Below are 13,365 nucleotides of genomic sequence, written 5' to 3' on the forward strand. Positions count from 1 at the left end.
ATGAGAATCGCGATCTTCGGCGGCACGGGCGACCTCGGTCGCGGCCTCGCCATCAACTTCGCGGCCGCCGGCCACGAGATCCTCGTGGGCTCGCGCAGCCAGGAGCGGGCCGACCAGGCCGCCGCCACGCTCGTCGAGGCGCTCCCCTCGGGGAACTTCACCCCCCTCGAGAACGTCGCCGCCGCCGAACAGGCCGAGATGGCCGTCGTCTCGATCCCGTGGGAGGGCATCGAGGGCACCATACCCCCGATGGCCGACGCCCTCGCGGACAAGGTCGTCATCTCCGTCGTCAACGCGCTGAAGTTCGGCAAGAGCGGCGCGATCGCGGAGCAGGGCGAGGCCCTCGGCGCCGCCTCCTGCGCCCACCGGATCCAGGACCTCGCCCCCGAGGCGAAGGTCGTGGTGGCCTACAACAACCTCCCCGCCGCCGGCCTGCAGGCCCAGCACCACCTCGACGCCGACGTCCTCGTCTGCGGCAAGAGCAAGGCCGCCCGCGAGGCCGTCATCGAGCTGACCTCCTCGATCCCGGGGACGCGCGCCCTCGACGCCGGCCCGCTCGCGAACGCCCTGATCCTCGAGGGGATGACGGCGATCATCATCAACCTCAACAAGCGCTACGGCGGCGAGGCCAGCCTCTCCATCTCGGGCCTCGAGAACGCCCCGGAGCGCCCCGCCTGACCCCGGTGCGACCCCGTGCGCCAATTGGCGCACGGGGTCGACGCCAATCAACACCCGACCGCCCGCGGCACACGCGGCGGGTTACCGGACCCGCCGCTCAGAGGTCCCGCGAGGCCCCCAGGGCGTCGTCGGCGATGGCGTGGACCCGTGACAGGGCCTGCGTCGCCCGGGTCAGGTCCCGCCGCAGGCCGCGGGTCTCCGCCTCGAGCGCGGTGATGCGACGGCGGGCCTCCGCCAACTCCGCCTCGTCGGCGGCGCCGAGGCGCTCGTCGAGGAGCCAGCGCGCGAACCCGGCGGCGATCTCGTCGGCCTCGTCCTCGTCGCCGAAGCGCCGGGCCGCCTGCTCGATGGTGGCGCCCGCCTCCACGAGCGGCAGCATCTCCGCGTACAGGCGGGGGCGTGGCCGCCCGACGGCGGGCAGGCGCGCGCCGGCGGCGGACCGGGAGGCGCGGGCCTCCGCCTCCTCGGCGGCGGCGCGCCGGCCCGCGTAGAACGCCGACGACGTCGCGGACACCGACCGGTCCATCTCGGCGGCGACCCGCCGGATCGCGTCGGCCTGGGTGCGTGCGTCACCGGAGGCCATCAACGCCGTGACCCGCTCGACGACCTGGTCCGCCACCGTTGCCGCCACCGCAGCGCCTCCTTCAGACGGGAGTTCCACCGTAGCGCCGGCGGCGCCCGCTCACCAGCCGCGCCACTCCGTGACCGCCTCGGCGCCGGGCCGGGGGCGGTCGCGGCCGGGGACGGGGTCGGGCGGGGTGCCGAGGTAGACGAAACCGACGATCGCCTCGCGGCCACGGAACCCCAGCGCCTCGCGGACCTCGGGTTCGTCGGCCATCGCGCCGGTGCGCCACATGCCCGCCAGGCCGCGTGCGTGGGCGGCGACGAGCAGGTTCTGCACGGCCGCGGCGACCGCGTCCCGGTCCTCGCGCGCCTCGACCGGGTCCTCGCCGGGCGACACGGCGCAGACGACGACCACCGGGGCACGCTCGAGTCGCGCGGCCTCCTTCGCGAGGGCCTCCGGGCCCGCGTCGGGCCGGGCGCGGGCGACGGCGCGGGCGTGGGCGGCGCCGACCTCACCGCGGGCGGCACCCGTCAGCACCACGAACCGCCACGGCCCCGTCGCGTGGTGGTTCGGGGCGGTGACCGCCGCGTCGAGCAGCTCCGCGACGAGCTCCCGCGGGATGGGGTCGTGACCGACCCGGCCGATGCTCCGACGCCCGTGGAGGGCCGCCAGGACGGTGTCGCCGGTACGGGCGTCAGGCATATCCGAGGGCCTCGAGGTCGTCCTCGTCGAATCCGAGGTGGTGGCCGAGCTCGTGGAGCACGGTGATCCGGACCTGCTCGACGATCTGGGCGTCGTCGGCGTAGTGGTCGAGGAGCGGGTGCATGTAGACCGCGATCCGGGCGGGGAGCATCCCCGACGGGATGATGCCCTCCGTGAGCGGCACGCCCGTGTAGAGGCCGTAGAGGGAGCCCATCTCGCGGGGTGCCCGCTCCTCGACGACGACGGCGACCTCGTCGAGCGCCGACGCGAACGGCTCGGGGACCTCGTCGATGGCCTCGCCGACCAGGCGTTCGAACTCGTCGCGACCCATGACCACACCGGGATCGTACCGGGCTCCCCCGTTCGGGGGGTCCGGGGCACCATCCCACCGGCGGTACCGCGGGCCGCCGCCGGGCGCTTTCCTGCATCCATCGGACGGATCCGAGGGGAGACACGGATGCGCGGGAGCAGATGGTTCGCGGGAGCGGTGGCGGGGCTGGTGGTCGGCGCCCTGCTGGTCACCGTCGCGCCCGTCGTGGGGGCGACCACCCCCGCGCCGATCACGCTGTCGAAGGCGTTGGAGCTCCTGGAGAGCGGCACCGCCGACTCGGCGCGGATGACCGGCGGGGCGGGCACGACGACACTGATCGTGCGGGTCGACGGCCGTGACCGCCAGACGGCCCTGCCGACGGGGCTGACCGAGACGATCATCGACGCGGCGCAGGAGGGGAAGGTGCCGCTCAGCGTCGTCGAGCGGGCCGCGGCGCCGGCCGAGGTGCCGGAGATCGACGGGGGCGGTGGGTTCGACATCGAGGGCTGGGTGCAGACGTGGGGTCCTCTGATCCTGCTCGCCGGCCTCGTGATCGTCTCGGCGCTCGCCCTGCGCATGGCGGGCGGCGCCCGCTTCTCCCAGCAGGTGAAGGCGGTACGTTCGACGGCGACGTTCGCCGACGTCGCGGGCGTCGACGAGATCCGCGACGAGGTGGGGGAGATCGCCGACGTGCTGCGCGACCCCGCCCGCTACGAGCGCGTCGGCGCGGAGCTGCCGAAGGGGATCATCCTCCACGGCCCCCCCGGGACCGGGAAGACGCTGCTGGCACGCGCGGTCGCCGGCGAGGCGGGGGTCCCGTTCTTCAGCGCGTCGGGGTCGGAGTTCGTCGAGGTCTACTCGGGCCTCGGCTCGAAGCGCATCCGTGCGCTGTTCGCCGCGGCGCGGAAGGCCGCCCCCGCGGTGGTGTACATCGACGAGATCGACGCCGTCGGCGGCCGGCGGACCGGTCACGCATCGGCGGGGGAGCGGGAGCAGACCCTCGACCAGCTCCTCTCCGAGATGGACGGGTTCGCGAACGACCCCGCCCGGCCCGTGGTGGTGCTGGCGTCGACGAACCGGCTGGACGCCCTCGACCCGGCGTTGATCCGGTCGGGGCGGTTCGACCGCAAGATCGCCGTCGGGCTGCCGGGCCGCGAGGCGCGGCGGGAGATCCTCGATGTGCACCTGAAGGGCCGGCCGCTGTCGGTCGGCACGGACGCCGCCGCGATCGCCGCGTTCACGGTCGGGATGGCCGGCGCGGACCTGGCGGCGCTCTGCAACGAGGCGTCGTTCGAGGCCGCCCGTGCCGGCACCGCCGAGATCACCCTGCCCCAGTTCCGGCGGGCGCTGTTGCGCCTCGTCGGAGGTCCGGAGCGCCGCGGGATGCTGCTCTCCGACGACGAGAAGCTGCTGGTGGCGTACCACGAGATGGGCCACGCGCTCGTCGGTCACCTGTCCCCGCGGTGCGACCCGGTCGAGCGCGTGACCGTGATCCCGCAGGGTCAGGCGCTCGGCGTGACGGTGGCACTGCCCTCCGAGGATCGCTTCCTGGCGACCCGCGGCGAATGCATCGAGAGGATGGCGATGATGATGGCCGGACGCGCCGCCGAGGAACTGGTCTTCGGCGAGTTCACGAGTGGCGCCACCGACGACCTGGCGCGGGCGGCGACCCTCGCCCGCCGCATGGCCGGCGAGTTCGGGATGGGGGCATCGACGACGTCCGCGAGCCTCGCGACCGGGCTCCCCGGGGCGGACGCGTCGCAGGCGTCGGAGCGCATCGAGGACGCCGCCCGTGCGCTGATCGAGGAGGCCTTCGCGACGGCACGGAGGATCCTCGAGGAGAACATGGACCTCCTCCACACCGCCGCGCACGACCTCGTGCAGGCGGAGGCGCTGGAGAAGGACGACCTCTTCCGCCTCTTCGGCCCCCGCCCGACGGCGCGGCGCCTCGACCCCCACGGAGCCGTCCGCTCCTCGTAGGGGATGGCCGGACCCCCGGCGCTCCCCAGGGGGCGCCGGGGGCCGGGCGGCACCATGCTCGCCGGGGGGTGTGTCGATCGGCGTCCCGCGTCGACGCCAATCGACACGGGACCACGCGGCGGGGCGGGCGGCAGCCTGACGATCCCCGGCCCCTCGGCGGCCCGCGTCGCCCTCCGGCGTCGTCCGACACCCACTCCGGCACGCTCCCGGGGGGAAGGCGGCGCGATCGGGGGGTGAGTCGTGGGACCCACCCGGTGCAGGATCGGTCCGTGGCGCGCAGCTTCTATAAGGCCAGGGGGTTGGGGAGCCGTCCGCCGTGCGCGATCTGCGTCGGCGCGGGGTCCGGGCCTCGGGAGCTCCTCCCGCTCCCGTTCGGCGTCGCCGTGTGGTTGTGCGCCGCACACCGGGACGAGGCGTTCCTCGCGCGTCGGGCGGGCCGGGACCTGGTGGTCAGCCTCATGTCGGTCTGGCGCGCCGCCGGTTGCATGACCCGCGCCCGCAGCCGTGCACTCGACGCCCACCTCCTGCGCTTCCGGGGCGTCCCCGCGGCGGCGCCGCGACCGGGGTCGTACGCCTGGCCCGCGCTGCGCCGCGAGGCGGAGGAGCGGTTCGCGCGCGGTGAACCCCCCGCGCGGGTGATCGCCGACCTCCGGGCCCGCCACCGCGACGACGTCGCCAACGCCCCCAGCCGCCGGACGATGCAGCGCTGGTTCGCCGAGGGGCGCTGGCTCCTCGGCTCCCCCGCCACTGGTCGACCGGATGGCCCACGCCCGTCCGACGGCCCAGCCCCGCCGCGGCCCCCGGGACCTACCGTCGTTGAGCAGACACGGACGGGCAACGGACACGGAGGTCACCATGGGCACGATCGCCACGCACACACGCCGGACTCAGGCCCGCCGCGACGGCCGCCCGGGCGGCTTCACGTTCGTCGAGGTCCTGGTCACCACGATCGTCCTGGGGCTGCTCACCGCCCTCGTGATCCCGTCGTTCCTCGGCACCCGCGACCGCGCCACCGACGCGACGGCGGAGTCGCTGCTGCGGGTCGGTGCGACCGCCGTCGAGACGGCCTCGGTGGAGCCGGGTGGCTACGCCGGCCTGACGACCGCCGAGCTGCAGGCGCTGGAGCCCGCCGCCACCTGGACGCCGGCGCCCGGCGCACGGGCCGCCGAGGCCGAGATCACCCTGAGCGGCGTCAGCGCCACCGGCTACACCCTCACCACGACCACCGCCTCCGGCGACGTCTACACCCTCGCGAAGGACCTCACCACCCAGCCGACGGTCACCCGGACGTGCGGCCCCGGCTGCACCTGGTGACCTCCTCGGCGGGCCAGCGCTCGTCCCGCCACGCGGCGTCCCAGAACAGCCACTCGTACCCCGCGGCGGTGAGCGCGTGCGCCACCGCGGAGTCGCGGGCCGCGGACGGCAGGACGTCGAGCACCCGCCCGCACAGCTCGGCGTGGGCGTCGGTCGCGGCCCCGAACGCCTCCCCGTCGTACGTCGCGATCCACGCGGCGTACCGCGGGTCGGGGGAGCCGGACGCCGCCAGGGCGGCTCCGACGCGGCGGAACATCAGGTAGCAGGGGGCGAGGGCCGCCACGGCGTCGCCCAGCGCCCCGATCGCACACGTCCGGACGAGGAACGACCCGTAGCCCTCGCACGTCGGGCTCGGGCGGGCGTCGGCGAACTCCGTCGCCGGGATCCCGAGGTCCGCGGCAAGGCGGTCGTGGAGGTCCCGCTCGACATCGAGGGCGTCCGCGGCCTGGCCGCACAGGAGCCGCAGGTCGCCCGTCCCGTCCACGCGGGCGGCGCACAGGGCGAGGGACCGGCCGAAGTCCCGCAGGAACAGGGCGTCCTGGACGAGGAACCGCCGGAACACCCCCTCGGGGAGCGAGCCGTCGGCCAGCCCGGTGACCACCGGATGCTCGAGGACGCACGCCGTCAACGGCGCGATCGTCCGCTCGATCACCGGGATGGACCCGCCACCTGTCACCGGGCGGCGACCACATCGACCGGCCCGGCGCCCGCCCCGAGGGGCCGCCCCGCCGCGACGGCCCCCGTGGCGGTCGCCTTCGCGCCGGCGGCGGCCTCCCGCAGGGGCACGCCGCGGGCGAGCAGCGTCGCGAGGGTGGAGGAGTGGGTGCAGCCCGCCCCGTGCGTCGTGCGGGCGTCGAGTCGGGGACCGGGGATCTCGAGCACGCCGGCGTCGTCGCAGAGCGTGTCGGACGACCGGGCCCCGTGTCCCCCCGTGACGATGGCGGCGCACCCGTACCGCCCGTGGATCTCCCGGGCGAGCCGCTCCGGGTCGTCGGCCGCGATGCCCGTCAGCGCCTGGGCCTCGAACAGGTTCGGGGTGACCACCCGCGCCCGGGGCAGCAACACCCGCCGGTAGGCGGCCTCGCCACCGTCGCCCATCAACGATGCGCCCGACTCGGCGCGCAGGACCGGGTCCACGACGACCGGAACCTCGTCGGCTGGGTCGAGGGCGGCGAGGGCCTCCGCGACGACCTCGACGATGGCGGGGACGGCCAGCATCCCCGTCTTCACGCCGTCGATCCCGAGGTCCCCGGCGACGGCCGCGACCTGCCGGCGCACGAGGTCCGCGTCGATCGGCGCGTGGGCGTCGACGCCAATCGTCGTCTGCGCCGTCACGGCGGCCACGGCGCACAGGGGGAAGCCCCCGGCCCGGACGATCGCCTTCACGTCGGCGAGCAGGCCGGCGCCTCCCCCGGAGTCGGTGCTCGCGACGGAGAGGATGCGGGGCACGGCCCCGACGAGCCGCTCCCGCAGCAGCGCCGCGGCCCCGAGCGGGTCGAGGGCGTCCCGGACGGCCCGCACGACGACGCACCGCGTGGCACCGACCGCCGCGACCCGGCCGACGCGCCGGGCGTCGATGCCGCCGATGGCGAACCAGGGGATCCGGGCCCGGCGGGCCGCGTCGGCCACCGCCGCGAGCCCCACGGCCGGGCGGCCGGGCTTGGTCGGCGTCTCCCAGACCGGCCCGACGGAGGCGTAGTCGGCGCCCTCCGCCGCGGCGCGGTCCAGCATCGCGCCCCCCCGGGTCGAGCGGCCGACGATCCGGTCCGGCCCGAGCAGGGCGCGTGCCGCGGCGACCGCCCCGTCGGCCTGGCCGATGTGGACCCCGTCGGCCCCGGATGCGCGTGCGAGCTCGGGGGAGTCGTTGACGATGAACAGCACCCCCGCGGCGTCCGCGGCCGCCGCGCACGCGCGGGCCTCCTCCCGCAGCCCCGCCGGGTCGAGGCGCCGGTCGCGCAGCTGCACGACGTCGACCCCGGCCCGGGCGAGCCCCGGGATCAGCGCCGCGAGCCGCCCCGACGGCGTGCGCGCCTCGGACACGACGTACAGACGGGCGTCGTCCAGCCGCGCCCGGCGCCGCGCGCCCGCCGCCGCGGCGATCACGCCCACTCCGGGATGCCGTCGGGGCTCGTCGACGCCTGGGCGTGCTCGCGTCGCGGAGGCCGTCCGGCGCGGAGGGCCTCCCGGCCGGCGGACACGGCGCCGGCGAGCGCCCGCGCCATCCGCTCCGGCTCCCGGGACCCCGCCACCGCCGTCGCCGCCAGGACCGCATCGCACCCCAGCTCCATCGCGAGCGCCGCGTCCGAGGCCGTCCCGATGCCCGCGTCGAGCACGAGGGGCACGGTGACCGACTCGCGCATCATCCCGATCGCCCGCGGGTTGCGGATGCCCCCGCCACTGCCGATCGGCGAGCCCAGCGGCATCACCGCGGCGCACCCCACCCCCTCGAGCCGGGCTCCCAGCACCGGGTCGTCGGTCGTGTAGGCGAGGACCGTGAACCCCCCGGAGGCGAGCGTCTCCGCGGCGGCGAGCAGCTCCACCGCGTCGGGGAGGAGGGTGCGGCGGTCGCCGATCACCTCGAGCTTCACCCAGTCGGTCGCGAAGGCCTCCCGGGCGAGACGCGCGGTGCCGACGGCCTCGCGCGCCGTCACGCACCCCGCGGTGTTGGGCAGCACACGCGCGCCGGCGGCGGTGATGGCCTCCAGGATCCCCCCGGGCGCGCGGTCGACGCGGCGCACGGCCACGGTCACCAGGTCCGCGCCGGCCGCCGTGATCGACGCCGCGAGCAGATCCGGGTGGCGGAACCCGCCCGACCCCAGCAGCAGGCGCGAGCCGAGCGTCCGGCCGCCGATGACCAGCGGATCCCCGTTCATCCGCCCGCCGCGGCCCGGACGACCTCGATGCGCGCGCCGTCCGTCAGGGCCACGCCCGGCCAGGCGGCGCGCGGGACCACGTCACCGTCGACGGCCGCGGCGACACCCGGCTCGCCCGGCGCGACCCCGAGCCCGGCGGCGACGTCGGCGAGGGTCGCGCCCCCGGGCAGGGTGCGCTCCACCCCGTTCACCACCACCATCACGCCGCGAACCTCTCGGGCGCGAGGGGCGACGCCCACGCGGGGACCGGCCCGCCGGCCGCGGCGGCGACCGCCACCTCGGCGGCCAGCGGCGCGAGGAGGACGCCGTGCCGGTACCCGCCGACCGCCCAGACCAGCTCGTCGTCGGGGTCGGCGCCGACCGCGGGCATCCCGTCCGGCGTCGCGGGACGCAGGCCCGCGGCGGCCTCCGCGAGCAGGAGGTCGCCGCACTCGGGGACCGCCCTCAGGGCCTCCTCGAGGAGCTCCGCGACGGCGGAGGCGGTCACGTCGGTGTCGCCGCGCTCCTCCATCGTCGCCCCCACGACGACCTCGCCGTCGCGGGGGGCGAGGTAGACGGAGGGGGTCCTCACGGTGCGCGCGATCGGCAACGGCCGGCCGGGACGCGCCCGCAGGCGGAGCACCTGCCCCTTCACGGGCCGGACGGGCACCCTCCCCGCGAGGGCACCCGCCGCGTGGCCGGCGGCCAGCACGACCCGGCCGGCCCGCACGGCCGCGCCGTCATCGAGGTCGACGCCGCGCGCCGGCCGCCCGGAGATGCGGGCGACGGCGCCGGGGACCCGCTGGACGCCCGCGGCGTCGCAGGCGGCCGTGAGCGCCGCCAGCAGGGCCCGCGGCTCCACCTGGTGCTCGCGCGGGAGGTCGAGCCCACCCGCCGACGACGGGGCCAGCCCCGGCTCCACCGCCCGCAGCCGCGAGCCGGACGACCAACCGGGGTCCTCGCCCCACTCCCGGAGCGTCGCGTGGCGACGGCGGACCTCCCCGAGGTGCTCGGGACGCGACGCCCCCAGCACCGCGCCGGAGCGCCGGAGCCCGGGGTCGCGCGCTGCGTCCGCGGCGAGCGCGTCGGCCGTGGCCGGCCAGGCGTCGAGGGCGCGCACCATCAGGTCGTGGAGCGGGCGCTCGCGCTCGTCGGCCTCCGCCCACGGCCCGAGCATGCCGGCGGCCACGTGCGCGGCGGGCGGGCGGCCGTCGTCGACCACCACGACCCGGGCGCCCGCGCGGGCCGCCCTCCACGCGGTCATCAGCCCCCAGGGGCCCGCCCCCACCACGACGATGTCGGCTGCCGCGCTCAGCGGTCCTCGGGCAGGAACGCGTCGGTGACGACGGCGTCCACGTCGACGTCCTCCGTCAGCAGGCCGTTCTCGCGCATCCAGTCGGCGAAGGCCGCCCACTCCGCCGGGTCGACGTTCAGGGTCGGCTCGTCGGACGGGGACAGCAGCTCCGCCGTCGCCCGGACCTGCTCGGTGAGGGTCTCCCGGTCGAGGTCGGGGTTGGCCTCGACGAGGTGATCGACGGCCCCGGTCTGGTCGGTCGCCGCCCAGTCCTGGCCCGCGCGGAGGCCGGCGAGGAAGGAGCGCACGAGGTCCGGCCGGTCACGGGCGATCTCGTCGCTGGTGACGACGACGAGCTCGTCGTAGTCGGGGACGCCGTTCTCCTCCAGCCGGAACGCGTCGACCTCGACGCCCTGCCGCTCCAGGTCGACCTGCTCCACGTTCCAGTAGGCGCCGATCACCGCGTCGACCTTCCCCGCGGCGAGCGCCGGGGCCAGGGTGAAGCCGATGGTGCGCACCTTCACCGCCGCCGGGTCGCCGCCCGCCGACCTCACCACCGCGTCCAGCAGCGGGCGGTCCGAGGGCACGCCGGCGACGCCGACCGTCCTCCCCTCGAGGTCCGCCGGGGTCCGGATGCCGCGGTCGGTCCGCACGATCACGCTGTTCAGGGGGTGGGGGATCACCGCGCCGACGGCGACGACCGGGACTCCCTGGGAGCGGGCGATCAGCACCTCCGGCTCGTACGAGATCGCGAACGGCGCCTTCCCCGTCGCCACCTGCTTGAGGGCCGCCGCCGGGTCGCTCGGCACCGACGGGGTCACGTCGAGGCCCTCCTCCGCGAAGTAGCCCTCCTCCATCGCCCCGTAGATCCCGGCGTGGTCGGCGTTCGGGAACCAGTCGAGGATCAGCTCCACGGGCTCGGCGTCGGCGGCCGGCTCCGGGTCGTCCCCGCCGCAGCCGGCGACGAGCGACCCGCAGGCGGCGAGGGCGAGGAGGGACATCAGGCAACGGCGGATCATCGGCGTCTCCAGGTGGGGCGGGAGGGGTGGCGGCGGTGGGGGAGGGCGAGCCGTTCGGCGAGGCCGACGGCGGCGAAGAAGGCGAGTCCGATCGCGGCGAGCAGGGCGATCGCGGCGAAGCTGCGGGCGGTGCGGAACTCGGCGGTCGAGAACTCCGACAGGTAGCCGAGCCCGCGGTCGGCGCCGACGTACTCCGCCACGACGGCGCCCGTCACGGCGAAGACCGCGGCCATCCGCAGCCCCGAGAACAGGACGGGCAGGGCGGCCGGCATCGTCACCCGGCGGAACACCCACCCCCGTGACGCGCCGAGGGTGCGGACCGCCGCCCCGAGGGCGGGATCGACGGACCGCAGGCCGTCCACACCCGTGACGACGACCGGGAAGAACGCGATCACGAACGCGACCATCACCTGGGCGGTGCCGTAGTCGAGCCAGACGGCGACGAGGGGGGCGACCGCCAGGATCGGGATGGCCTGGCTGGCGACGATCCACGGGTAGAGGGTCCGCTCGACGTGGGGCGACGACGCGATCGCCACGGCGAGCGCCGTGCCCAGCACCGCGGCGAGGGCGAAGCCGACCGCCGCCTCCGCGATGGTCGCCTGGGCGTGGAACCAGAGGCGGTCGCGGTCGGTCCAGAGGACCTCGGCGACGGCGCCCGGCGAGGGCAGCAGCCACTCGCGCGGCGACGCGACCCAGATCACGGCCTGCCATACCGCCAGGCCGAGGAGCGGAAGAAGCAGCAGCGGCAGGCGGCTCCACGGCCGGCGTGGCGCCCGCCCCGGGGCGGGTTCGACCGCGATCGCGATGCGGTCGGTGGTGCTCACGTCAACGCCCCCGCGCCGCGCAACGCGGCGAGGAGGTCCCCGCGCAGGGCGGCGAAGTCGGCGCGGGCGGTGTCGTCGATCGTCCGCGGACGGGGCAGGTCGACGACCACCTCCGCCACCACGCGGGCGGGGCGCGGGCCGCAGACGAGCACCCGGTCCGCCAGCAGGAGGGCCTCGTCGAGGTCGTGGGTCACGAGGAGGGCGCTCGGGCGGTCCTGCGACCAGGCACGCGACAGCACGCCCTGCAGGTCGGCGCGGGTGAGCGCGTCGAGGGCGCCGAACGGCTCGTCGAGGAGCCACCCGCGGGCGCCGCCCAGCAGCGTCCGGGCGAGGGCCGCCCGCTGGCGCATCCCGCCGGAGAGGGCGTGCGGGTAGTGCTCCTCGAACCCGGCGAGGCCGAAGCGGGCGAGCGTGCGGCGGGCGGTCTCGCGGGCCGCGTCGCGGTCGGCGCCGGCGAGGGCGGGGCCGAGGCCGACGTTCTCGATCAGGGTCCGCCACGGCAGCAGGGCGTCGTGCTGGGGCATCAGCGTCAGCCGGCCGAGGCGCCCGGGGTCGTCGCGACCGTCGATGAGCACCCGGCCCGCGTCGGGTTCGCGCAGGCCGGCGAGCACCGCGAGGAGGGTGCTCTTGCCGCAGCCCGACGGCCCGACCAGGGCGACCATCTCCCCGGGGGCGACCCGCAGGTCGAACCGGTCGAGCACCGCCGTGCCGCCGAGGGACAGGGTGAGGTCGCGGGCCTCGATCGCGGGGGCGGCGTCAGTCACCGTGCGTCCACCCGAGACGGCCGACGGGGCGTTCGGTGCCGTCCGCGTCGACCAGGTCGACCCCGGGGGCGCCCCCGCCGAGGGCGCCGACGACGTGCAGGTCGCCGACCGCGGCCCGCAGCGTGCCGAGGCGCTCCGGCGGGACGGCGGCCAGCAGCTCGTAGTCCTCGCCGCCCGTCGCCGCCAGGAGCAGCGGGTCGCGTCCCGCCGCGAGGGCGACGGCGCCGACGCCCGCCGCCACGGGGACGGCCGGCAGGTCGATGCGTGCGCGCAGGCCGCTGGCGACGGCCATCCGCCGGGCGTCGAGCCCGAGCCCGTCCGAGAGGTCCAGCATCGCCGTCGCGCCGCCCGCGGCGAGCGCGAGACCCGCTGCGACACGGGGGCAGGGGCGGCGGTGGGCGGCGACGAGCGCGTCGCGTTCCAACAGGCCCGTGGCGAGGTCCGGGTCCTCGAGCAGCAGGAGCCCCGCCGCGGCGGCGCCGAGGGGACCGGTGACGCAGAGGAGGTCCCCGTCCCGTGCGCCCGAGCGCCGCAGCGGCGCGACCCCGGGGGCGGCCCGGCCGAGGGCCGTGACCGCGAGCACCAGCACCGGCGCGGACGTGACGTCGCCGCCGGCGACGGTCACGCCGTGGGCGGCAGCGACCTCCTCCATCCCGGCGTAGAGGTCGTCGACCTCCTCGTCGGTGATGCCGGGCGGCAGCCCGAGCCCGACGAGCACCCCCACCGGGACCGCGCCCATCGCCGCGATGTCGGACACGTTCACCGCGAGCGCCTTCGCGCCGAGGTCGCGCGGCGAGATCGTCCCGCGGCGGAAGTGAACGTCCTCGACGAGCATGTCGTGGGTGGCGACCGCCTCGTCGCCGAGGGCGAGCACCGCGGCGTCGTCACCGATGCCGAGGGACGTCCCCGGGCGGAGGGCGGTGCGTCGCGCGATGCGCTCGATGAGCGCGAGCTCCGGCATCGGAGTCCTCCCTTCGCTGGCATTACCCAGATCAGGTTCGAGGGTCGAGGCGGTCGCCTCCTCTCAGCCGCCGCGTGGCAGCTCCCCTGGTCGATTCCGCGT

15 protein-coding genes and 1 riboswitch are annotated in these 13,365 nt (G+C 76.8%); of the genes, 3 read left to right on the plus strand and 12 right to left on the minus strand.

From position 1 onward, the window contains the following. Complete coding sequence (npdG, locus tag IU369_RS09830) at positions 1-678, plus strand: NADPH-dependent F420 reductase (protein WP_217920801.1); 678 nt, start codon at positions 1-3, stop codon at positions 676-678. 97 nt (positions 679-775) lie between these two features. Here npdG and IU369_RS09835 read toward each other — a convergent pair whose 3' ends face one another. Genes IU369_RS09835 through IU369_RS09845 form a run of 3 tightly spaced genes read right to left on the minus strand, consistent with a single transcriptional unit; the run spans position 776 to position 2,276 of the window. Next, positions 776-1,309, minus strand: a complete 534-nt coding sequence (locus IU369_RS09835; RefSeq protein WP_217920802.1) for a hypothetical protein — start codon at positions 1,307-1,309, stop codon at positions 776-778. Between the two features lie 51 nt (positions 1,310-1,360). Continuing rightward, positions 1,361-1,945, minus strand: a complete 585-nt coding sequence (locus IU369_RS09840) for a nitroreductase family protein (RefSeq protein ID WP_217920803.1) — start codon at positions 1,943-1,945, stop codon at positions 1,361-1,363. Further along, on the minus strand, positions 1,938-2,276 hold the full coding sequence (locus IU369_RS09845; protein ID WP_217920804.1) for a metallopeptidase family protein: 339 nt from the start codon (positions 2,274-2,276) through the stop codon (positions 1,938-1,940). The genes IU369_RS09840 and IU369_RS09845 overlap by 8 nt, the downstream gene beginning before the upstream one ends. Before the next feature lie 126 nt (positions 2,277-2,402). Here IU369_RS09845 and IU369_RS09850 point away from each other — a divergent pair, with 126 nt between their 5' ends. Both IU369_RS09850 and IU369_RS09855 read left to right on the plus strand, forming a co-directional pair. Beyond that, positions 2,403-4,235 (plus strand): AAA family ATPase, encoded by a 1,833-nt coding sequence (locus IU369_RS09850; protein WP_217920805.1) that lies wholly within the window; start codon positions 2,403-2,405, stop codon positions 4,233-4,235. A gap of 855 nt (positions 4,236-5,090) precedes the next feature. Beyond that, positions 5,091-5,549: a type II secretion system protein gene (locus IU369_RS09855; RefSeq protein WP_217920806.1), complete on the plus strand. Its 459-nt coding sequence runs from the start codon at positions 5,091-5,093 to the stop codon at positions 5,547-5,549. Here IU369_RS09855 and IU369_RS09860 read toward each other — a convergent pair. The 9 genes from IU369_RS09860 to thiL form a co-directional block, all read right to left on the minus strand. Further along, entirely contained in the window at positions 5,515-6,201 is a 687-nt protein-coding gene (locus IU369_RS09860; RefSeq protein ID WP_217920807.1) for a TenA family protein, read from the minus strand. The genes IU369_RS09855 and IU369_RS09860 overlap by 35 nt on opposite strands. 20 nt (positions 6,202-6,221) lie before the next feature. Then, positions 6,222-7,658, minus strand: a complete 1,437-nt coding sequence (gene thiD / locus IU369_RS09865; protein ID WP_217920808.1) for a bifunctional hydroxymethylpyrimidine kinase/phosphomethylpyrimidine kinase — start codon at positions 7,656-7,658, stop codon at positions 6,222-6,224. Then, complete coding sequence (locus IU369_RS09870) at positions 7,649-8,422, minus strand: thiazole synthase (RefSeq protein WP_217920809.1); 774 nt, start codon at positions 8,420-8,422, stop codon at positions 7,649-7,651. Before IU369_RS09870 ends, thiD begins: the two co-directional genes overlap by 10 nt. Continuing rightward, entirely contained in the window at positions 8,419-8,622 is a 204-nt protein-coding gene (gene thiS, locus IU369_RS09875; protein ID WP_246551478.1) for a sulfur carrier protein ThiS, read from the minus strand. Before thiS ends, IU369_RS09870 begins: the two co-directional genes overlap by 4 nt. Beyond that, positions 8,622-9,815, minus strand: coding sequence for a glycine oxidase ThiO (gene thiO, locus IU369_RS09880; protein ID WP_343233150.1), 1,194 nt, complete (start codon positions 9,813-9,815; stop codon positions 8,622-8,624). Before thiO ends, thiS begins: the two co-directional genes overlap by 1 nt. Continuing rightward, positions 9,713-10,696 carry an ABC transporter substrate-binding protein gene (locus IU369_RS09885; RefSeq protein ID WP_217920812.1) on the minus strand — a complete coding sequence of 328 codons (984 nt, stop codon included), beginning with the start codon at positions 10,694-10,696 and terminating at the stop codon, positions 9,713-9,715. The genes thiO and IU369_RS09885 overlap by 103 nt, the downstream gene beginning before the upstream one ends. Positions 10,697-10,710: 14 nt before the next feature. Next, positions 10,711-11,538 carry an ABC transporter permease gene (locus IU369_RS09890; protein ID WP_217920813.1) on the minus strand — a complete coding sequence of 276 codons (828 nt, stop codon included), beginning with the start codon at positions 11,536-11,538 and terminating at the stop codon, positions 10,711-10,713. Further along, positions 11,535-12,302: an ABC transporter ATP-binding protein gene (locus tag IU369_RS09895; RefSeq protein ID WP_217920814.1), complete on the minus strand. Its 768-nt coding sequence runs from the start codon at positions 12,300-12,302 to the stop codon at positions 11,535-11,537. Before IU369_RS09895 ends, IU369_RS09890 begins: the two co-directional genes overlap by 4 nt. After that, entirely contained in the window at positions 12,295-13,263 is a 969-nt protein-coding gene (thiL, locus tag IU369_RS09900; protein WP_217920815.1) for a thiamine-phosphate kinase, read from the minus strand. The genes IU369_RS09895 and thiL overlap by 8 nt, the downstream gene beginning before the upstream one ends. Next, positions 13,255-13,361: riboswitch (TPP riboswitch) on the minus strand. Its footprint overlaps the gene before it by 9 nt. Positions 13,362-13,365 lie beyond the last annotated feature (4 nt).

The organism is Miltoncostaea oceani (assembly GCF_018141545.1).
GTDB classification, from domain to species: domain Bacteria; phylum Actinomycetota; class Thermoleophilia; order Miltoncostaeales; family Miltoncostaeaceae; genus Miltoncostaea; species Miltoncostaea oceani.

Bases quoted from the DNA above. Each gene is read 5' to 3' on its own strand.
- thiS (WP_246551478.1), bottom strand. From the start codon at position 8,622: ATGGTGGTGGTGAACGGGGTGGAGCGCACCCTGCCCGGGGGCGCGACC.
- IU369_RS09855 (WP_217920806.1), top strand. From the start codon at position 5,091: ATGGGCACGATCGCCACGCACACACGCCGGACTCAGGCCCGCCGCGAC.
- IU369_RS09845 (WP_217920804.1), bottom strand. From the start codon at position 2,276: ATGGGTCGCGACGAGTTCGAACGCCTGGTCGGCGAGGCCATCGACGAG.
- thiL (WP_217920815.1), bottom strand. From the start codon at position 13,263: ATGCCGGAGCTCGCGCTCATCGAGCGCATCGCGCGACGCACCGCCCTC.
- IU369_RS09850 (WP_217920805.1), top strand. From the start codon at position 2,403: ATGCGCGGGAGCAGATGGTTCGCGGGAGCGGTGGCGGGGCTGGTGGTC.
- npdG (WP_217920801.1), top strand. From the start codon at position 1: ATGAGAATCGCGATCTTCGGCGGCACGGGCGACCTCGGTCGCGGCCTC.
- IU369_RS09885 (WP_217920812.1), bottom strand. From the start codon at position 10,696: ATGTCCCTCCTCGCCCTCGCCGCCTGCGGGTCGCTCGTCGCCGGCTGC.
- IU369_RS09840 (WP_217920803.1), bottom strand. From the start codon at position 1,945: ATGCCTGACGCCCGTACCGGCGACACCGTCCTGGCGGCCCTCCACGGG.
- IU369_RS09870 (WP_217920809.1), bottom strand. From the start codon at position 8,422: ATGAACGGGGATCCGCTGGTCATCGGCGGCCGGACGCTCGGCTCGCGC.